Annotated in this window: 14 protein-coding genes, 8 tRNA genes and 2 riboswitches; of the genes, 21 read left to right on the top strand and 1 reads right to left on the bottom strand. The window is 48.1% G+C overall.

Features of this window, described 5'->3' with window-relative positions:
* Positions 1 to 12 precede the first annotated feature (12 nt).
* From ACFYU8_RS23930 to guaA, 12 genes are all read left to right on the top strand, one after another.
* Positions 13 to 89 (top strand) — tRNA-Asp (locus ACFYU8_RS23930).
* 34 nt (positions 90 to 123) lie between these two features.
* Positions 124 to 199 (top strand) — tRNA-Phe (locus ACFYU8_RS23935).
* An 18-nt stretch (positions 200 to 217) separates the two neighbouring features.
* Positions 218 to 293: transfer RNA gene (locus ACFYU8_RS23940), tRNA-Thr, on the top strand.
* Between the two features lie 4 nt (positions 294 to 297).
* Positions 298 to 372 (top strand) — tRNA-Gln (locus ACFYU8_RS23945).
* 5 nt (positions 373 to 377) lie between these two features.
* Positions 378 to 453: transfer RNA gene (locus ACFYU8_RS23950), tRNA-Lys, on the top strand.
* A gap of 67 nt (positions 454 to 520) precedes the next feature.
* A tRNA-Leu gene (locus tag ACFYU8_RS23955) sits at positions 521 to 602 on the top strand.
* Positions 603 to 653: 51 nt separating this feature from the next.
* A tRNA-Gly gene (locus tag ACFYU8_RS23960) sits at positions 654 to 729 on the top strand.
* A gap of 7 nt (positions 730 to 736) precedes the next feature.
* Positions 737 to 813: transfer RNA gene (locus ACFYU8_RS23965), tRNA-Arg, on the top strand.
* Between the two features lie 197 nt (positions 814 to 1,010).
* Positions 1,011 to 1,964 (top strand): AAA family ATPase, encoded by a 954-nt coding sequence (locus ACFYU8_RS23970; protein WP_390304752.1) that lies wholly within the window; start codon positions 1,011 to 1,013, stop codon positions 1,962 to 1,964.
* 14 nt (positions 1,965 to 1,978) lie between these two features.
* On the top strand, positions 1,979 to 3,184 hold the full coding sequence (locus ACFYU8_RS23975; RefSeq protein WP_390304750.1) for a DUF58 domain-containing protein: 1,206 nt from the start codon (positions 1,979 to 1,981) through the stop codon (positions 3,182 to 3,184).
* Positions 3,185 to 3,188: 4 nt separating this feature from the next.
* The gene (locus ACFYU8_RS23980) at positions 3,189 to 5,423 is read left to right on the top strand and encodes a transglutaminase TgpA family protein (RefSeq protein ID WP_390304748.1); all 2,235 of its coding nucleotides are present in this window, start codon (positions 3,189 to 3,191) and stop codon (positions 5,421 to 5,423) included.
* Positions 5,424 to 5,443: 20 nt separating this feature from the next.
* Positions 5,444 to 5,546, top strand: a riboswitch (purine riboswitch).
* Between the two features lie 158 nt (positions 5,547 to 5,704).
* Positions 5,705 to 7,243, top strand: a complete 1,539-nt coding sequence (guaA, locus tag ACFYU8_RS23985; RefSeq protein ID WP_390304762.1) for a glutamine-hydrolyzing GMP synthase — start codon at positions 5,705 to 5,707, stop codon at positions 7,241 to 7,243.
* Positions 7,244 to 7,314: 71 nt separating this feature from the next.
* Here guaA and ACFYU8_RS23990 read toward each other — a convergent pair whose 3' ends face one another.
* On the bottom strand, positions 7,315 to 7,800 hold the full coding sequence (locus ACFYU8_RS23990) for an NTF2 fold immunity protein (RefSeq protein WP_390304746.1): 486 nt from the start codon (positions 7,798 to 7,800) through the stop codon (positions 7,315 to 7,317).
* A 171-nt stretch (positions 7,801 to 7,971) separates the two neighbouring features.
* A riboswitch (purine riboswitch) is annotated at positions 7,972 to 8,073 on the top strand.
* Between the two features lie 195 nt (positions 8,074 to 8,268).
* Between ACFYU8_RS23990 and ACFYU8_RS23995 the strand changes: the two genes are divergently transcribed.
* From ACFYU8_RS23995 to ACFYU8_RS24035, 9 genes are all read left to right on the top strand, one after another.
* A complete protein-coding gene (locus tag ACFYU8_RS23995) occupies positions 8,269 to 9,645 on the top strand; it encodes an NCS2 family permease (protein WP_390304744.1) in 1,377 nt (458 codons plus the stop codon).
* A gap of 292 nt (positions 9,646 to 9,937) precedes the next feature.
* Positions 9,938 to 11,254 carry a histidine--tRNA ligase gene (locus ACFYU8_RS24000; RefSeq protein ID WP_390304742.1) on the top strand — a complete coding sequence of 439 codons (1,317 nt, stop codon included), beginning with the start codon at positions 9,938 to 9,940 and terminating at the stop codon, positions 11,252 to 11,254.
* 46 nt (positions 11,255 to 11,300) lie between these two features.
* On the top strand, positions 11,301 to 12,797 hold the full coding sequence (locus ACFYU8_RS24005) for a M1 family metallopeptidase (RefSeq protein WP_390304740.1): 1,497 nt from the start codon (positions 11,301 to 11,303) through the stop codon (positions 12,795 to 12,797).
* Between the two features lie 19 nt (positions 12,798 to 12,816).
* A complete protein-coding gene (locus ACFYU8_RS24010; protein ID WP_390304738.1) occupies positions 12,817 to 14,355 on the top strand; it encodes a M1 family metallopeptidase in 1,539 nt (512 codons plus the stop codon).
* Between the two features lie 181 nt (positions 14,356 to 14,536).
* A complete protein-coding gene (gene purE / locus ACFYU8_RS24015; protein WP_012684280.1) occupies positions 14,537 to 15,025 on the top strand; it encodes a 5-(carboxyamino)imidazole ribonucleotide mutase in 489 nt (162 codons plus the stop codon).
* A complete protein-coding gene (gene purK, locus ACFYU8_RS24020) occupies positions 15,022 to 16,185 on the top strand; it encodes a 5-(carboxyamino)imidazole ribonucleotide synthase (RefSeq protein WP_390304736.1) in 1,164 nt (387 codons plus the stop codon). Before purE ends, purK begins: the two co-directional genes overlap by 4 nt.
* Positions 16,182 to 17,477, top strand: a complete 1,296-nt coding sequence (purB, locus tag ACFYU8_RS24025; RefSeq protein WP_390304733.1) for an adenylosuccinate lyase — start codon at positions 16,182 to 16,184, stop codon at positions 17,475 to 17,477. The genes purK and purB overlap by 4 nt, the downstream gene beginning before the upstream one ends.
* Positions 17,478 to 17,674: 197 nt before the next feature.
* Positions 17,675 to 18,247: a GNAT family N-acetyltransferase gene (locus tag ACFYU8_RS24030; protein ID WP_390304731.1), complete on the top strand. Its 573-nt coding sequence runs from the start codon at positions 17,675 to 17,677 to the stop codon at positions 18,245 to 18,247.
* 320 nt (positions 18,248 to 18,567) lie between these two features.
* Positions 18,568 to 19,083 (top strand): RNA polymerase sigma factor, encoded by a 516-nt coding sequence (locus ACFYU8_RS24035; RefSeq protein ID WP_106842107.1) that lies wholly within the window; start codon positions 18,568 to 18,570, stop codon positions 19,081 to 19,083.
* The last annotated feature ends 78 nt before the right edge of the window (positions 19,084 to 19,161 follow it).

The raw sequence follows: 19,161 nt of genomic DNA on the forward strand, positions 1-19,161 counted from the left end.
GCAACCAAATATGGAGCTGTGGTGAAGTTGGAGTTCACGCCGGTCTGTCACACCGGAGGTCGCGGGTTCGAGTCCCGTCAGCTCCGCCATTTTTTTGAAGAATGGCGAAGATCAATCATAAATGGCTCGGTAGCTCAGTCGGTAGAGCAGAGGACTGAAAATCCTCGTGTCGGCGGTTCGATTCCGTCCCGAGCCACCACTAAGCATATTCAACAACGCCGGTATAGCTCAATTGGTAGAGCACCTGACTTGTAATCAGGGGGTTGTGGGTTCAAGTCCTATTGCCGGCACCACGATTGGGGTATAGCCAAGCGGTAAGGCAACGGACTTTGACTCCGTCATTCCTAGGTTCAAATCCTAGTACCCCAGCCATTTGCGAGCCATTAGCTCAGTTGGTAGAGCATCTGACTTTTAATCAGAGGGTCGAAGGTTCGAGTCCTTCATGGCTCACCAGTTTTTTAGCTGAACAAGCAAAGCTGCGTGATAGTAACAGTAATGCCTTTTCTGTTCTAAGTAAAATGCGGGTGTGGCGGAATGGCAGACGCACCAGATTTAGGTTCTGGCGGGCAACCGTGGGGGTTCAAGTCCCTTCACCCGCACCATACTATGACAGAAGGCTTTGTCCTCAGTAAAAACTTTATAAGAAACAACATGCGGACGTAGCTCAATTGGTAGAGCGTCGCCTTGCCAAGGCGAAGGTCGAGGGTTCGAGACCCTTCGTCCGCTCCATTTATTTGTGCCCTTAGCTCAGCTGGATAGAGCGTTTGACTACGAATCAAAAGGTCGGGAGTTCGAATCTCTCAGGGCACGCCATATTTCATATGAAACCGAAGAGTAGGAGGAGATCCTACTCTTTTTTTTATAACAACTTGCGCATTTTTACAAATTTTGAGTATTTTTCCCTTGTATCTCCTAATTGCATCCATTACTTTAGAATTACGCTGAAAGCATGGAGGAACAGCTGTTACAAACCTGACGGAACAATATGATGGAACAGGAGTTGTATCAACATGAACCCTATAAAATTGGAACAAGTAAATCCTGCAATAGTCAGTTTAATCGATAATATAGAAAAAGTATTGATTGGTAAACGCTCTGTGATTGAGCTGATGGTTGCGGCTGTTCTAGCGAATGGTCACGTTTTGCTCGAGGATGTACCAGGCGTTGGGAAGACCATGATGGTACGTGCATTGTCCAAATCAATCAGCGGTGAGTTTAAACGTATTCAATTTACCCCGGATTTGTTGCCAACGGATGTGACAGGGGTTGCTATCTTTAATCAAAAAAGTCTGGAGTTTGAGTTCCGGCAAGGACCGATTTTTGCAAATGTCATTCTTGCAGACGAAATCAACCGGACTTCGCCAAAAACACAATCTGCACTCTTGGAAGCAATGGAAGAGCGTTCGGTAACAATCGATGGTGCTACGTATCGATTGGCAGAGCCGTTTTTTGTGATGGCTACGCAAAACCCATTAGAATATGAAGGAACCTTTCCATTACCTGAAGCGCAATTGGACCGATTTTTCATGCAATTAAGCATGGGGTATCCAACGGTAGAGGAAGAAATGCGGATGCTGTCCAGATTTTCGGCGGCGAATCCTTTAGAAGAGCTTCAGCCAGTTATGTCTACTGCCGAGCTTGCGGAACTCCAACGCCAGGTATCGACGATCAAGGTATCGGAAGGAATAAAAGAATACATCGTGCGTCTATGTCATCGTACGCGTGAGCATCATCATATTTATCTAGGCGTGAGCCCGCGTGGTTCCCTTGCTCTCTTCCGGGCTGTTCAGGCATTGGCATTCGTTCGTGGACGTGATTATGTCATTCCAGATGACGTGAAGGAACTAGTTCCAGCAGTGTTTGCACACCGTATGATTGTGAAACCAGAAGCAAGACTGGAAGGAGCAACCGTAGATCGGGTGTTGGCTATGATCTTGTCTGAGACCCGTGTCCCGGTAAGCTAAGGCGGTGATTGGAGATGAGACAGCAAAGGTGGGGTAAGTTCAAGGCGATTGCATTAGTCCTGGTCACCTACGTATTCGCAAAATTTCAAGGCGGCTTCTCAAGCTGGTTTCTTTTCTATAGTAGCTTGGTGTTTCTCTTGTATGAAGTTGTCGCTTATTTACTCATGTTCGTGAAGCTAGAAGTCGAGCGTGAATTGGATCGCAATCGTCTGCAGGATGGGGAAGATGTCATTGTAACGATTCGCCTGCGGCGGAGGATTTGGTTTCCGCTGGGATGGAATATGATTATGGAGCCTTTGCCGGCGAGGCTGGCTGGTGTGTATGAGCCGCATCGACAACTGATATTCCCGTGGTTCAAAAGGGAAGTTGAGTTTCGTTATGTCATCCCCAATGTACCGCGGGGATACTATCGTCTCGATGAATGTGTAGTGAGCGGCGGGGATTTTTTTGGATTTTTTGAGCGGCGCAAGGTTTATTCGATTTCTCAGGAGTTTCTCGTTTATCCAAAATACAAAGAATTGACCCATTGGGCCCTGGGGGACGGGAGCTTCAGTGGGACTGTGCATGTTTCCCATAGACGCTCTGACGACGTAGCAGCAGTACGCGGCGTGAGAGACTATCATCGGGGCGATCGGTTGAGCCAAATTCATTGGCGAGCTTCTGCACGGGGAACGGGTCTGAAGACGAAGGAGTTTGAGCATCAGGCGATGAATCAGGCGGTCTTTTTCCTTGATGTGGAGAAAGCGAGCTATCATGGGAAGCCTGTGCACTTGTTTGAAACAGCAGTGAAGCTAGCCGCGAGTCTGATCGCTTACTCCAATCGGAATCAATACCATTATGGGCTCGTGTACAAGCAAGCAGAACGCATATTGATACCATCAGGTCTGTCCCATGCACATTTCCTCAGAGTTTTTGATCAATTAGCTCGTGTCGCGCCAGAAGGACAAGAGTTATTTGCAAAAATTGTGGGAAGAGAAGCATTGGAGCAGCCTCAGGGTGTCACTTTGATTATTATTACACCGCATGTAGAAAAAGCGTTGATCAGTCGTTTGATCACACTCGCTCAAAAAGGCAGACGGGTGCAGTTGTTTCTCATGCAGAACGAGTCAACGATTTCGCATGAACAAAAACAAGCGTTGCAGCTCTTAGGCGCGAACAAAGTAACATGTACGTCTATTCACATGGATGATCAAGAGTGGAAACGGATTGGAGGTGCATAGACTCATGAGCGTTTGGAAGCGTCCAACGATTTGGGAATGGGTCTTGGCTCTTTTTCTGTTCCTGATGTTAAGAGAGTGGTTTATTCCTCTACAGTCATTAACCGACACGGGGGTTCTGTGGCCGTTTTATGCGATTGTGGCTGGAGTCATTTTCATTGACCTGTTGATCCCTTATCGGTGGTTAACCTTGCCGATCAAGGCCATGGGGCTAATGGGGCTTTTGCATGCTACCTTATTTGACAAACCGTTTTTTGACACGGAATGGATTGGCGAATTGTACGGGCAGTTGATTCACGATCTTCCGTTAGCGTTCCAGCAGGATTGGGCCAGCATGTCGATCTTGTCGCGGAATACCTTGTTTGATCTCGTCTTGGTGTTGTTAGCGACGATGCTAACGTATCTGGTGCTGGAACAAAGGCAAGGCCTATGGTTTGTCTTTTTGACGGAAATGTATTTGGCTGTGTTGGATACGTTTCTCCCGTATGATGCCAGTGCAGGGGTTGTACGGACGCTGATTATTGGTTTCCTGATGCTGGCTATCAGCCATCTGATGAAGATGACGAACATGGCAACATTGGCAGGGAAGAGAAGCCGTATTATGTTCAACTCACTGCTTGCCTCCGTGATGATCATTATGGTCTGTATAGGCATCGGGTATGCTGCGCCGAAGGCAGGACCGTCATGGCCTGATCCGATCGCCTTTTTAACAGGGAAAGGAAACGATACCCCTGTTGGCGTGATGAAAAAAGTAGGATACGACAACAACGACGAACGGTTGGGCGGTCCTTTCATGCAAGATAACACATTAGTGTTTATTGCAAAGACGAACGAGCGCAGCTATTGGCGCGGTGACTCGAAGGACGTGTATACGGGAGTTGGTTGGGAAAAAGGCGATAGAGAGTACGAGTCAATCCTGGACCCGCAAACCTATACATGGGAGAATACGTTGTTCCAAGGGCTTGAAACGAAGAAGGTACAAGCTACATTAGAGTTTAAAGGTCCGCAGCAGTTCCCGACTGTCTTTTATCAAGGTCAGTTAAAAAAGGTGAGCAACTACGCTCCACCAGAGGCAACCGTTGTTTATGACAAAATGAATCAGCAACTGGAAGTACGGGCAGGAAAAATCAACTTGGTTCAGCTTAGCGAGAAAAACAATCAGCCAGAGTACGGCCCCAATCCGCTTTTGCTCAAACTGAATCAATACAAGGTCGAGACAGAAGTACCGATTGTCAGTGAAAAGGCTGTGACAAATGCGGGAGCGAACTATCCGGATGATATCAAAGAGCGCTATTTGCAAGTGCCGGCCTCGGTTCCTCCACGAGTAAGAGAGCTCGCCGCGACCATTACCAAGGATGCCAAGACTCCTTATGACAAAGTGAGAGCGATCGAGAATTACTTGCGCTCAAGTGGAAAATATAAGTATGAAACGAAAGACGTTCCTGTCGCTGCAGAAGGTCAGGATTTTGTCGATCACTTCTTGTTTGACAGTCTTCGAGGGTACTGTGACCATTTCTCCACTTCAATGGCGGTTATGCTCCGTACCCTGGATATCCCGACACGTTGGGTCAAGGGTTTCGCACCAGGTGAACGAGTAGGAACGGATGCGCTTAATCACGAGATGGTAGAAGTGCGGAACAGGGATGCTCACTCGTGGGTAGAGGTATACTTCCCGGGGGTTGGTTGGGTTCCTTTTGAAGCGACGAGTACATTCATGTCACCTGTTCGTTTTAATTATGATCTGGTCACTTCCCAGCCACAGATCCCCGTTCCGTTGCCAAACATGGCGAATCAACCGAACATGGATCGCGGGGATGGGCGTTTCAATGAGCTGGAAGAGGGCGACAGCCCAGCAGGCAGTTGGATTAAAATTCCGTGGCAAGTAAACGCAGGATTGGCTGTAGCCGCTGTCGTGGCAGGAATTATCGCGTGGCGCCGCAGACAAGACATCCAGCTATGGTGGATGCGCAGACAATTGAGCCAGGAGCGCAGCAGTGAGTTCCAGGATCGATACCATTTGCTAATGCGAATGATGGAGCGGGTCTACACGCGTAGACAGCCAGGCGAGACGTTGCGGGAGTATGTGGGCAGGATGACGCTGCCAGCAGACAAGCGACAAGACCTGCGCTATTTGACGGAGCTGTACGAACGTACCGTGTATGGCTACAAACAAATGGAACAAAAGGCGAGAACAATAGCAGAGCAAATACTCGAACGGTTAATCCGTCAATTGAAGCCTTGAACAATGCCGTTCCATCTGCTAGAATGACGATCAATGAGACTCGTATAATGATCAGGAATAGGGCCTGAAAGTTTCTACCGCTAGACCGTAAATTTGGCGACTACGAGGAGAGCACATCGGATTTTTGTACATGCAAACCGCACATGTGTACACAAGCTGGGACGTTGCCTCCGTATTGTTCATCGGAGATAGCAGTCCCGGCTTTTTTGCAAATATGCGACAACTTCGCATGGCATGCCGACACTTGCACGTCCTGTATGTTACAGGAGAAGGGGGATATGATGGACAAGTCAATGGAAATGGTCGTCGTACTTGATTTCGGAGGCCAGTACAATCAGTTGATCGCGCGCCGTGTACGTGATCTGGGTGTTTATAGCGAACTCATTCCGTTCAATACACCTGTTGAAAAGATTAAAGAGATCAATCCAAAAGGGATTATTTTCTCTGGCGGACCTGCTAGCGTGTACGAAGAGGGAGCACCGACTGTAGACCCGGCGATTTTTGACCTGGGCTTGCCTGTATTGGGTATTTGCTACGGTATGCAGTTGATGAGCCATTTGACGGGCGGAAAAGTAGAACGTGCGGGTAAACGCGAGTACGGAAAAGCTGAATTGCGTATGCAGCTAAAACACAGCTTGTACGACAAATGGGATACAAACGAAATCGTGTGGATGAGCCACTCTGACAAAGTAGTGGAGCTCCCAACCGGATTTGTCATTGATGCGGTAAGCGACAGCTGCCCGGTAGCTGCGATCAGCAACCCTGAGCGCCAGCTGTACGGTGTACAGTTCCATCCAGAAGTAGTCCATACCGTAAAAGGTATTGAGTTCATCGGAAACTTCCTGTTCAACATTTGTGGATGTGAAGCGACTTGGAGCATGACGACGTTCATCGAAGACGAGCTGGTTCGCATTCGTGAAACAGTTGGTAAGAAGCAAGTACTGTGTGCGTTGAGCGGCGGTGTGGATTCTTCCGTAGTAGCAGCGCTGATTCACAGAGCGATTGGCGATCAATTGACGTGCATGTTCGTTGACCACGGTCTTCTGCGCCAAGGGGAAGCAGAAGGGGTAATGGAGACATTTGCTGAGAAATTCTCCATGAAAGTGATCAAGATCGATGCTCGTGAGCGTTTCATGAGCAAGCTCAAAGGTGTTTCTGATCCAGAGCAAAAGCGCAAAATCATCGGTAACGAGTTCATTTATGTATTCGATGAAGAAGCAGCGATGCTGACGGATATGGACTTCTTGGCACAAGGTACGCTGTACACCGACATCGTGGAGAGCGGGACAGCAACTGCACAAACAATCAAATCGCACCACAACGTAGGCGGATTGCCAGAAGACATGAAGTTCACGTTGATTGAACCTCTGAAAACCTTGTTCAAAGACGAAGTACGCAAACTGGGTAAAGAGCTGGGCTTGCCAGATGAGATTGTTTGGCGTCAGCCATTCCCAGGACCGGGCCTCGGCATTCGTGTTTTGGGTGAAGTTACAGAAGAAAAACTGAAGATCGTTCGTGAATCGGATGCGATCTTGCGTGAGGAGATTGCCAAGGCAGGTCTCGATCGGGAAATCTGGCAGTACTTCACGGCTTTGCCAAACATGACGACTGTAGGTGTAATGGGAGATGTTCGTACGTATTCTTACACAGTAGGGATTCGTGCGGTAACTTCTATTGATGGTATGACTGCTGACTGGGCGCGCATTCCGTGGGATGTTTTGGAGAAAATCTCTGTGCGTATCGTGAATGAAGTAGACAATGTAAACCGCATTGTGTATGACGTAACGTCCAAACCACCAGCAACAATTGAGTGGGAATAGGAGCAAAAAAAATTACTCTCTTTTATTCGCGTGATTTGTGAATAAAAGGGAGTATTTTTTATGACCAAGAATTATCTTGTTCCATACATCATGAGAAGCTGTCCATTTTCTTTTGCAAGAGCAATATAAATGACCCCGCCTAGCCATCCCGGAGGAAGAGTTCCTTCGATAATCCAAGCTTCTGCAATAGGGTTATAACTGATAGCGAAGGGAGTTTCCTCTAAAAACTGAGAATAGCACTCCGCTAAATAGGAGAAGATTGCCGTTGCAACTGCATGTTCATCTGTAAGCTCACCAAAAGCAATTTCATCTCCAAACCGATTTTGCTGGAGAAGAGTGTCGCGATCGGCGAAATAGAGTTCAAACCTCCCAAATAAATTCTCATCATACAAATCACGTTCTACAAAGCCATATTCGATGACTTTTTCCTTTTGATGAACGTTGCGTTTGCTCTTTTTCTTATCGTCGACCCGTACGGTAATTTGATTGACTCGAAGCCGGTCACGTTCTCGCTCTTGCTCCGCTATTATTTGCTCCCAAGCATCCATAAAGCTCATTTTGAATCACCTTCAAAGAGATTGTTGAGATCAGGAATCTAGTTATGAATTATAACACAGGCCTTCTTAAGGACAGAAATAGAAAATATCCGGATATTAAACCCTTTCTAAAAATGAACGTTCGTATTTTCGTTGACATTCCCTATGTCACCTGATACACTTCTCAATGTGAGCAGGTAATATAGGAAGGTTCGTATATTCTTGAGAATATGGCTCAAGAGTTTCTACATGGTCGCCATTAACGACCTGACTACGAACAAAATGTCATCGGGATCTGATTTTGTTATTATATTTGGAATTATTCCCGGAGTGTTTTGTTTGTAGGCCAGGCGCATGATAAGAGCGTCCGGGCCTTTTTTTGTGAAAAACGTCTCGACGTTTTTCATTAAATAAGATGTGACCGTTTACGGTCGGCAAAAAACAGTCTATCTGTTTTTTGCAACAAGATTAGTATGGGGGGACTTATAGGTGCGGAAGTATTTCGAGTTTGACAAGCTAGGCACCAATTACCGTCGCGAAATGATCGCGGGTATCACTACTTTTTTGGCTATGGCTTATATCTTGGCTGTCAATCCATTCATTCTCAGTGGTGCTGATCTGCCTCCAGATTTAAAAGCGAACTACCCTGAATTTGGGGCTGTCTTTACTGCAACGGCTTTGGCTGCTGCTCTAGGTACACTCTTAATGGGTATCCTCGGACGTTTGCCGATCGGTCAAGCTCCGGGAATGGGCTTGAACGCATTTTTCACTTATACCGTCGTTCTGACGATGCAAATTCCTTGGCAACAGGCTTTGGCTGGCGTATTCCTTTCTTGTACGATCTTTTTGATTTTGTCCCTGACAGGTGTTCGTGAAGCGATCATCAAAGCGATTCCACAAAGCTTGAAGTACGCAGTTTCGGCAGGGATTGGTCTTTTTATCGCATTTATTGGTTTGAAAAACGCAGGTATCATCGTAGCAAATGATGCAACTTTCGTAGCACTCGGACATTTGACCTTCTATCACGAGGGCATGAAGCCGGAAGAAATTTTGGCAGCGAAAAATGCATTGCTCGCTGTGTTTGGTCTGATCGTGACGGTTATTCTGCTTTCTCGCAAAATCAATGCAGGTATCTTTATCGGGATGTTGATTACGGCGATTACCGGGATGTTTTTCGGACTGGTGAATTTGCCTGAGCAAATCGTTTCTGCACCACCGAGCCTTGCTCCTACATTCGGTGCTGCGTTCCAATATCTTGGTGATCCATCCGCATTGTTCACTGTAAATATGCTGATTGTTGTTTTGACGTTCTTGTTTGTAGACTTTTTCGATGCGACAGGTACGCTTTTGGGTGTAGCGAACCAAGCTGGATTGCTCCGCGAAGACGGCAATTTGCCACGTCCAGGAAAAGCACTCGCTTCCGATGCAATTGCGGGTATGGCAGGTGCGGTACTCGGTACATCTACGACTACGGCTTATGTTGAATCGACTGCAGGGGTAGCGGCAGGCGGACGCTCCGGATTTACCGCAGTTGTCACCGGGATTATGTTCCTTCTGGCGTTGTTCTTCTCGCCGATTCTCGCAATTGTGACACCAGCGGTTACTGCACCAGCGCTCATTATCGTAGGGGTTCTGATGGCTTCTCACATTGCAAAAGTGGCTTGGGATGACCTCGATGAAGCATTCCCTGCATTCCTGACGATTTTGTTGATGCCATTGACTTACAGTATTGCAACAGGTATTGCGACTGGTTTCATCGTTTATCCGGTGATGAAGGTAATGAAGGGGAAGGCTCGTGAAGTGCATCCGGCGATGTATGTGCTGTTCTTCGTCTTCCTGGCGTACTTCATCTGGTTGCGCGAATAGAATTTTTTGGTAATCAAGCTCTCCGTCTACTGGACGGGGAGCTTTTTTTGCGCTATGATAGGAAAAATCTTTTTTGGAAGGATGGACCGATGAAAATGACAGGTCTAACTATGTTCCTTCAACAGCATCACCACACGTAGAGCGTTTGTATCTTCGGAAATTTTTCCGCAGGTGCAAGCGCTTCTTGTGCTTCGTGCCTGCGGTGGTGTATTTATGGAAGCCATGTGGGCATGAAGTTGCCTTGCATGGCTTTTTTGGTTTTCTCCATTTGAAAAAAGAAAGGGTGTTTCTCATGGAAAACGAAGTATTAAAAACAGTAAAAGGTACAAAAGATTTCATGCCGCAGGAGCAAATGCAACGAAATTGGATCCGACGGACGCTCGAAGCTGTATTCGAGACATACGGTTGCAAACCGTTGGAGACGCCTATGCTGCAGCACTACGAATTGCTGGCATCGAAGTACGGTGGCGGGGATGAAATATTGAAGGAAGTGTATCGCTTGAGCGACCAAGGAGATAGAGAGCTTGGGCTGCGCTATGATTTGACCGTACCGTTGACGAAGGTAGTGGGCATGAATCCTGAGATGCGAATGCCGTTCAAACGGTATGAGATCGGAAAAGTATTTCGGGACGGTCCAGTAAAAACCGGGAGATTGCGCGAATTTATTCAATGCGATGTCGATATCGTCGGAACAACATCGGTGCTGGCTGAAGCAGAATTGCTCAGTATGGCGTTTGAGGCCTTCAAGCGGCTTGGGCTCGACGTGTACATTGAGGTCAACAACCGCAAGTTATTAACTGGGGTGCTTCAGGAGTTGGGTGTTCCCGCTGAGCGAGCAGGGGACGTCATGCTGTCGCTGGATAAGCTCGAGAAAATCGGCGTGGACGGAGTACGTGATGATTTGCGGGAGCGAAACGTCGAGGAGTCACTCGTTTTGGCGATTACGTCTTTCCTGCAAGAAGGTGTGATTACGCTAGATCTGTTAGCAGAGCGCTTTACATCCCCGCTTGTTCAGGAAGGGATTCGGGAGCTTCGCGATATGTTTGCTTATGTAAAAGGAGCGGGTGTGAAGGGGGAGCTTCGCTTTTCGCCGTTCTTGGCAAGAGGCCTAGGGATCTACACGGGGATTGTGTATGAGATCTTTTTGCAGGATGGAAGTATTACGTCCAGTATCGGCAGTGGGGGACGTTACGATCAGATCATCGGTCGACTTTTGGATGATGGAAGAAAGTATCCCGCTGTAGGGATTTCATTTGGCTTGGATGTCATCCTTGCAGCGTTGGCAAATCGCAACACGGAAGAGCGGAGAGCTGCCGATGTACTCGTCATTCCTCTTGGTACAGAAGCATCCAGTCTTGGGCTAGCCAATCGATTGCGCGAGAGTGGTATCAGAGCTGAGCTGGAACTGACGGGTAGACGTCTGAAAAAAGCACTCGATTATGCAAACAAAGAAGGCGTTGCTTTTGCATTGATCTATGGGGAAAACGAAGTGAACAGTGGGCAGGTCGTCGTCCGAGAAATGCGAGAGGGAACAGAGCAGCCGGTTCCTTTAGAGTTGGTAGAAAAGTGGATGACCGACAAGCTAGCAGGTGGTAAAGAGGAAAGATAGTCTTTTTTTTCCATTTTTTGTACAGTAGAGAAAAGGGGGAGATGGCGTGAAGAAATGGGTCTCAATGGTCAGTTGTAGCTTAATGTTTTTGACGTGGATGTTGCCTGTAAATGCTGAGGAGGGGACTGCGCTCAAACGTAAACCGCTCTATCAGGCTGATGTGCGAATCGATCCAATCAAGAAAGAAGTAGCAGGAACCGTTACAATTACCTTTTGGCCAAAAGACCCTGCTCGTGCCTATCTCCATCTTTACCCGAACGTATTTACTGAAGAGCATCAAGGCATGCTATGGGAGGAACTTTTAGGCAATCGCCCAACGCTTGGCTCATATACTTATAAAAAGCTCTTGGTCGATGGTGTAGCTGTTGACGGCAAAAAGACGAAAGACGTGAACATACTGGAAGTGCCTCTGGAAGGAGAGCAAGGCGCACGAGAAATTGTCATGGAGTTCGAAATGACTCTACCGCGAAACGACGGCAGGATGTCGTACGATGACCAATCGATCTGGCTGGGGAACTGGCTCCCGGTTCTTGCGGCGTACGACGAGGAAGGCTGGCATCTCGATCCATACGAGCCTATCGGTGATCCTTTTTACAGTGAGAACGCAGATTATGAGGTGAACGTGACGCTGCCAAAAGACTATCAACTGGCAAGCACAGCGCCAGATAGGGCTGCGAAGCAGGTTTCTGTTCGTGAGGGAGAAAAGACGATACAGCTCGGTGCAGAAAATGTGAGGGATTTTGCCCTTGTCGTTATGGATGCTTCCTATCAGCGAACGGAAACGAAAGTGGGCGAAACTGTAGTCCGAACATGGTGGCGGAAAACAGATGATCCGGCAACGGCTGAGCAGATTCATGAAGCGGCAGCGAAGTCTCTCACCTATTTTCATCATCAATTGGGTGCCTATCCCTATACCGAATACGATGTGGTAAGGACAGGCGGCGCGATTAACGGAATGGAGTATCCTGCATTAGTCTTTCTCGACGGACGTCATTTCTTTTCAGGGGAAGAAACAGGGATCGTCACAGTTGTACATGAGACCGCACACCAGTGGTTTTACAGCTTGATCGGAAATAATCAGGTAAAGGAAGCATGGCTGGATGAGGGATTCACGGAGTACGTGACGCTCTCGTATTTATCTCAGCAAGACCCGCTGTTGGGAGCAGGACGGGTGCGCGGACGGCTGGAGCGTGGTACTACTGTTCAGTATTATGTGGCACAGGAACAGCGTCCTTGGCAAGTGCTGTCTGCATTCCCTGATAATCAGAGCTATAGCGATCTCGTTTATTCCCGTCCGTCCTCGATGCTGTGGCTGTTGCAGGGAGCGTGGGGAGAAGAGAGGGTACATGACGTTTTGAAGCAGTATGTCGAGAAGTACCGTTATCAGGTGGTGACCGGAAAGGAATGGGAAGCATTTCTATCTGAGATGGCAGGAGAAGATGCCAGCGCTTTCTTGGATTATTGGTTGAAGGTAGACATGTCCCAGCAGGAAGAGGCAGCAGCTTGGCTGGAGCGCCAACGTATCAAGCATCAGAAGAAGTAATCGAAGGCAGGGGATCACGATGTGGCGAAAGCATTGGGTGGTCATCGTGGCAGTGGGAGTCGTTTTGACTGTATTCTTGTCCGTGCGTCCTTGGACGGGGCAGGCTGGCTTGGATGCTCAGGAGATTGTGCCGATTGATTACAGGCAAGCTGCAGTCACTTACAAGGCCGACGTACAAATCGATATGAACAAGCACGTGGTGACAGGCAAGCTGACGGCTCGTTTTGTCCCACAAGATGACCACGCATTTTTTCATTTATATCCTAATGCTTTCTCGGCGAATGCTGCCCTCAGTGGAGAGAACTGGGAGGTAGTGCTGGGCAAACAGCGTGAGCCTGGTGGTATCAAGATAAGCGAAGTACAGGTAAACGGAAAAAATGTCGACGTACTGTATGCGGGAAAGACCAATACGCTTTTACAAGTACCCCTTCCTGCAAGAACATCGTCTGCTGAGATGCTAGTGGATATGAAATTTCAGCTCGCGGTCCCTTATAACAACGGGCGAATGTCTTACCATGATCATGCGATGTGGCTGGGCAACTGGCTGCCGATCCTGGCAGTCAAGGACGCAGGAGGCTGGCGGCTCGATCCTTATTCCGCGATTGGCGATCCTTTTTACTCGGAAGTGGCGAACTATCATTTGCGAGTGCAGTTATCAGAGGGGTACCAGCTTGCCACGAGTGGATTGGAAAGCGTGGCTGTCATCACCGAGACGAGGCCGCAACGGCTAAAAATCTATGAGGTGGACGCATGGAACGTTCGGGATTTTGCCCTTGTTGTCATGGACGATACGTACCAGCCCATATCTGGCAAGGTCGGGGAAACTATCGTACGAACATGGGTGCAGAAAAGTGATGACCCGCAAAACGTAGAACGAATGCATGAGACTGCTAGGGAGTCTCTCGACTATTACGGAAAACAGTTTGGGGTGTATCCGTATAAGGAATACGATGTTGTCAAGACAGGCGGCTTCTTTGGCGGAATGGAATACCCGAGCCTCGTCTTTATTGCACAGGAGTACTTTGACCGTAGCGATGCCATGGGGGAAGCGGTCGTAGCGCATGAAACGGCACATCAGTGGTTTTACGGTTTGGTCGGAAACGACGAGGTACGAGAGGCTTGGCTGGATGAGGGACTGACGGATTATGCAACGATGGTATTTTTGCAGCAAAAGTCCCCCGCACGTTCTCAAGCGTATATTCAAATGCGGCTAGACCAAGCACGTGCAGCGGAAGGATATGCGAACCAAGGAGTCACTGCGAAGTCGTCCGTGGCGGCTTTTCCAGATTGGAGGAGCTACAATGACCTCGTCTATGGGCGAGCTGGTGCCATGTGGTGGAACTTAAAAGAAGAATGGGGCGTCGAACGACTGCATCAGGTGTTGCGTCAATATGTACGAGATCATCAATACAAGCAGGCAAATGGGGAGCAAATCACAGAGCTCTTGACTGCGGCTGCTGGAGCGGATGCCACACCCTTTTTGGATTATTGGCTTCAGGTTGCACTTGAAAAAGCCGAAGCGGCAAACAATTGGGTAGGAAAAGGCAAACACGAATAATTTTGATTAAGTCATTTTTAAATGTTCGGAAACGAGGTTGACAGGCAAACTTTCTCCCTGCTACACTGAATACGTTGAGAGAAAACGAGTTCGAATAGCCCAGGCGATGAGAGCGGCGCGAAAAGCCGTAAGTCGGTTGGGTTTTCTTCTGATGTTACAAAACGTAGGGGGCGAATGGTTCATGCTACAGCCTTTGGTAGGAGTCATTATGGGCAGTACGTCAGACTGGGAAACGATGAAGGAAGCTTGCGCAATTTTGGACGAATTGCAGGTACCGTACGAAAAGAAGGTCGTGTCTGCACACAGAACGCCAGACTTGATGTTTACGTATGCCGAGACAGCTAAAAGCCGCGGCTTGGAAGTCATTATTGCAGGTGCGGGCGGAGCAGCTCATTTGCCAGGAATGGTAGCTGCTAAGACAGAGTTGCCCGTTATCGGTGTACCGGTGAAATCATCCAACTTGAATGGCCTCGACTCGCTTTTGTCGATTGTGCAAATGCCAGGGGGCGTGCCTGTGGCGACGGTTGCGATCGGAAAAGCTGGAGCCATCAATGCAGGGTTACTGGCTGCGCAAATTTTGGGGATCAAATATCCGGACGTACAAGAGCGGTTCGTGCAAAGACGGGATGATGTACGCAATAAGGTGCTGGAGGCTAGTGAACTCGAATGACTACCAAGGACAGCAAGCAAATCAAACCAGGATCGACCCTAGGAATACTTGGCGGAGGACAGCTTGGACGGATGATTGCTCTTGCGGGACGAGCTATGGGCTACCGCTTTGTCACCATGGACCCGACAGCAGATGCACCATGCGGCCAAACGGCAGATCGGCAAATTGTTGCCAGCTACGATGATGTAGAAGCAGCGATGCAGCTTGCCTCGGTCAGTGATGTCATCTCTTATGAATTTGAAAATGTCGATGCGCAGGTTGCAGAAGTATTGGAGAGCCACGCTTATGTACCGCAGGGGAGCCGCCTTTTACGTATCACCCAAAATCGGATTCGGGAAAAGACCGCCATTCGCGAGATCGGCATTCCTGTCGCTCCGTTTTGCGTAGTGAACAGCTTGGCTGATTTGCAGGACGCTGTGCGTGAACTGGGACTGCCTGCTGTCATGAAAACAGCAACTGGCGGCTATGACGGCAAAGGACAATGGGTATTGAGAAGCGAGGCCGAGCTGGCGGAGGCGTTTGAAACGTTGGCGAAAGCGGGTACAGAGCTGATCGTGGAACAATTTGTACCATTTCAAATGGAGCTTTCTGTTATTGCTGCACGCAATCCTGCGGGTGAACTGGCTGTTTTTCCTGTGTCAGAAAATATTCATCAGGAAAACATTCTACATCTGAGTATCGTTCCAGCGCGAATTTCGGCTGAAGTAGCAGCACGCGCGGAAGAAATTGCCCGTACGATCGTAGAAAAGCTAGATGTGGTAGGACTCATTGCAGTTGAGCTGTTTTTGACAGAAGATGGTCAGCTGTACGTCAATGAATTGGCGCCGCGACCGCACAACTCCGGGCATTTTACGATGGATGCTTGTGTGACCTCGCAGTTTGAGCAGCATGTTCGGGCGGTTTGCAATCTGCCTTTGGGATCTACACAGTTGCTCTCGAGCGTCGTGATGGTTAATATTTTGGGAGAGCATCTACAGCCTGTCATCGATCAAATCGACAAGCTGCCGCGCACAGCCAAGCTCCATTTGTACGGAAAAGCAGAGAGCAAGGCCAAGCGAAAAATGGGGCATATCAATGTGCTCGCCCCTACTGTGGAAGAAGCGCTCACCCTGATTGATGAGCTGAAAATCTGGACGAATACATCGGAGGTATTATCATGATCGAACGTTATTCCCGACCGGAAATGCGCGCCATTTGGACGGAAGAAAACAAATTCAAAGCGTGGCTGGAAGTCGAAATTCTCGCGTGTGAAGCATGGTCCAAGCTGGGCGTCATTCCTGAGGAAGACGTGAAAAAGCTGTGGGATAAAGCTACTTTTGACATGAACAGAATCTATGAGATCGAAGAAGAGACACGCCATGATGTGGTGGCGTTTACCCGTGCAGTATCGGAAACCTTGGGCGAAGAAAAGAAGTGGGTTCATTACGGGCTGACTTCTACAGATGTGGTGGATACTGCTCTATCTTACTTGCTGCGTCAGGCGAACGAAATTTTGGAGAAGGATATTCAAGACTTCATCGAGATTTTGGCAGACAAAGCTCGTGAGCACAAGGATACGGTATGCATGGGCAGAACGCATGGCGTGCATGCTGAGCCTACGACATTTGGTTTGAAGCTGGCTCTGTGGCATGAAGAAATGAAGCGCAACCTGGCGCGTTTTCAGGCTGCGACAAACGAAGTGGCGTACGGCAAAATCTCTGGCGCAGTTGGAACATATGCAAACATCGATCCGTTCGTGGAAGCTTACGTGTGCGAGAAGCTGGGACTGTCGGCAGCGCCTATCTCTACCCAAACCTTGCAGCGTGATCGCCACGCCGAGTACATGGCGACATTGGCACTGATCGCAACTTCTTTGGAAAAATTCGCAACAGAAATTCGCGGTCTGCAAAAGAGCGAAATGCGCGAGGTGGAAGAAGCATTCGCCAAAGGACAAAAAGGTTCTTCCGCAATGCCACACAAGCGCAACCCGATCGGCAGCGAAAACATTTGCGGCTTGGCTCGTGTCATCCGCGGTCACATGCTCACTTCTTATGAAAATGTTTCCCTCTGGCATGAGCGGGATATTTCTCACTCCTCTGCGGAGCGCGTGATTTTGCCAGATGCAACACAAGCATTGAACTACATGCTGCGCCGTTTCATGAACATCGTAAAAAACTTGACGGTGTTCCCAGAGAATATGAAGCGCAATATGGATCGTACCTTTGGTTTGATCTACTCCCAGCAAGTGATGCTCAAGCTGATCGAAAAAGGCATGAGCCGCGAACAAGCCTACGACACGGTACAGCCTCGTGCGATGCAGGCGTGGGAAGAGCAACGCTCCTTCCGTGCGATCGTGGAGGAGGATGCAACGGTTAGCTCTACACTGTCCAACGAAGAGCTGGATGAGTGCTTCGATTACCGTTACCACCTGAAGCATGTGGATACGATCTTCCAACGTCTTGGTTTGATATAAATGCAAGTGCCCTCGAATTTTTCGGGGGCGTTTCTTTTTATAAAGTAGCCTTAGTGGGGGGAGAAGCGCAGCTTTTTGTAAATTGCTTGAAAGTGAATAGTATTGTTAAGCTAACTGGCAGTGTTACCTTCAATTGTCAATGAGGGGTCAAGCGGTTACTATTATTGGAAACTCATTCCGATAGAAGGAGGACTAATATGAATCCACTACTATTCTCTTTTCCGGAACATTTAGAAACTCAGCGGTTATTGATTAGAGCACCGCAATGGGGTGATGGTCAATATGTAAATGAAGCCATACGTGAGAGTGTAAATGAGATGCGCCCCTGGCTTCCGTTTGTAAAAAACCTTCCATCCATTGACGATTCGGAAGCCTACGTACGTAAGGCCCGGCTCAATTTTCTAGAGCGCACAGACTTAGTACTACATGTATTTGAAAAGAATACAGGGCAATTTGTGGGCAGTAGTGGGCTCCATCGCTTTGATTGGTATGTACGCAAATTTGAAATTGGATATTGGCTACGCACATCGCGTACTGGTGAGGGTCTAATGACAGAGGCAGTAAAAGGTATCGTTGCCTTTGCCATTTCCGAGTTGGAAGCTAACCGTCTTGAAATTCGCTGTGATACTCGGAATAACGCAAGTATAGCTGTAGCTAAGAAGGCAGGTTTTACGTTGGAGGGTACTTTACGCAATGTTAACCTAAATGACTCAGGAGAACTAACTGATACCCATATCTTTTCAATAGCAAAAGGTTATGAATATCATTGATAACTGAGCTGAGCTAACGGATGCGAAAGTAAATGGTCAGTCTACTACTTTATTATCATTAAGATGTAGCAACACGGCTTTTCCGCCACCACAACGGTTTGAAGGACACTTAAAATACTCCTTAAGAAATTCTTAAAAATTTCTTTCGAAAGTTGTAACCAAAATGAAACCTCTCCCGTACCTACTTGTGCGAACTTACAACGAGTGCATAAGTACCTTACAAAAGTGTAAGCTTCCTGAAATATAACTCGATGGTTCCTGCTTCGTTTCGACCGTACAATGAAATCAATTCATACGGATCACGAAACGGGAGATCGATTATGACGACAGCAATCATGTATCCAAAATTAAGTCACCAACAAATTTACGAAGATTACTCTGCTAAAATATATCGCTATTTCCGCTACCGGGTAAAAAACGTCTGGGATGTGGAAGACCTAACAACGACTGTGTTTATCAAGGTGTATTCCAAGCTTGAGCAGTACGATGGCCGCCATCCTTTTGGCGCCTGGATTTTCCGAATTGCGCACAACGCTTTGATTGACTACATGCGCAAGAAGCGGGAGAGTCCGGTCGATCAGGACACATTTAGCAATATGGTAGCAACAGATCAGCTGCCGGAGGAGTGCCTTCTGACTCAGGAGACTACTGAGGGCTTGTGGGAAAAGGTGCACACCCTGACAAAGGATCAGCGCAATGTAATCGCCCTGCGCTATCTCGGAGATTTGCGAATGAATGAGATCGCGGAAATCTTGGGTAAGACAGAGGCTTCGGTGAAAATCCTGCACTTCCGTGGGATCAAGAAATTGCAGCAATTGATGGAAGCACAAGCATAAAGGGGGGGACAACAGTCCTGCCCTTTTTTACTATCGGAAGGCTGTAATGGAGAGAAGAATATTTCAAGACTAGGCTCC

It is taken from the genome of Brevibacillus sp. NPDC003359 (assembly GCF_042878995.1).
Taxonomy (GTDB): domain Bacteria; phylum Bacillota; class Bacilli; order Brevibacillales; family Brevibacillaceae; genus Brevibacillus.

Coding starts and splice junctions, on each gene's coding strand:
- ACFYU8_RS23970 (WP_390304752.1), top strand. CDS start 1,011: ATGAACCCTATAAAATTGGAACAAGTAAATCCTGCAATAGTCAGTTTA.
- ACFYU8_RS23975 (WP_390304750.1), top strand. CDS start 1,979: ATGAGACAGCAAAGGTGGGGTAAGTTCAAGGCGATTGCATTAGTCCTG.
- ACFYU8_RS23980 (WP_390304748.1), top strand. CDS start 3,189: ATGAGCGTTTGGAAGCGTCCAACGATTTGGGAATGGGTCTTGGCTCTT.
- guaA (WP_390304762.1), top strand. CDS start 5,705: ATGGACAAGTCAATGGAAATGGTCGTCGTACTTGATTTCGGAGGCCAG.
- ACFYU8_RS23990 (WP_390304746.1), bottom strand. CDS start 7,800: ATGAGCTTTATGGATGCTTGGGAGCAAATAATAGCGGAGCAAGAGCGA.
- ACFYU8_RS24000 (WP_390304742.1), top strand. CDS start 9,938: ATGGAAAACGAAGTATTAAAAACAGTAAAAGGTACAAAAGATTTCATG.
- ACFYU8_RS24010 (WP_390304738.1), top strand. CDS start 12,817: ATGTGGCGAAAGCATTGGGTGGTCATCGTGGCAGTGGGAGTCGTTTTG.
- purE (WP_012684280.1), top strand. CDS start 14,537: ATGCTACAGCCTTTGGTAGGAGTCATTATGGGCAGTACGTCAGACTGG.
- purK (WP_390304736.1), top strand. CDS start 15,022: ATGACTACCAAGGACAGCAAGCAAATCAAACCAGGATCGACCCTAGGA.
- purB (WP_390304733.1), top strand. CDS start 16,182: ATGATCGAACGTTATTCCCGACCGGAAATGCGCGCCATTTGGACGGAA.
- ACFYU8_RS24030 (WP_390304731.1), top strand. CDS start 17,675: ATGAATCCACTACTATTCTCTTTTCCGGAACATTTAGAAACTCAGCGG.
- ACFYU8_RS24035 (WP_106842107.1), top strand. CDS start 18,568: ATGACGACAGCAATCATGTATCCAAAATTAAGTCACCAACAAATTTAC.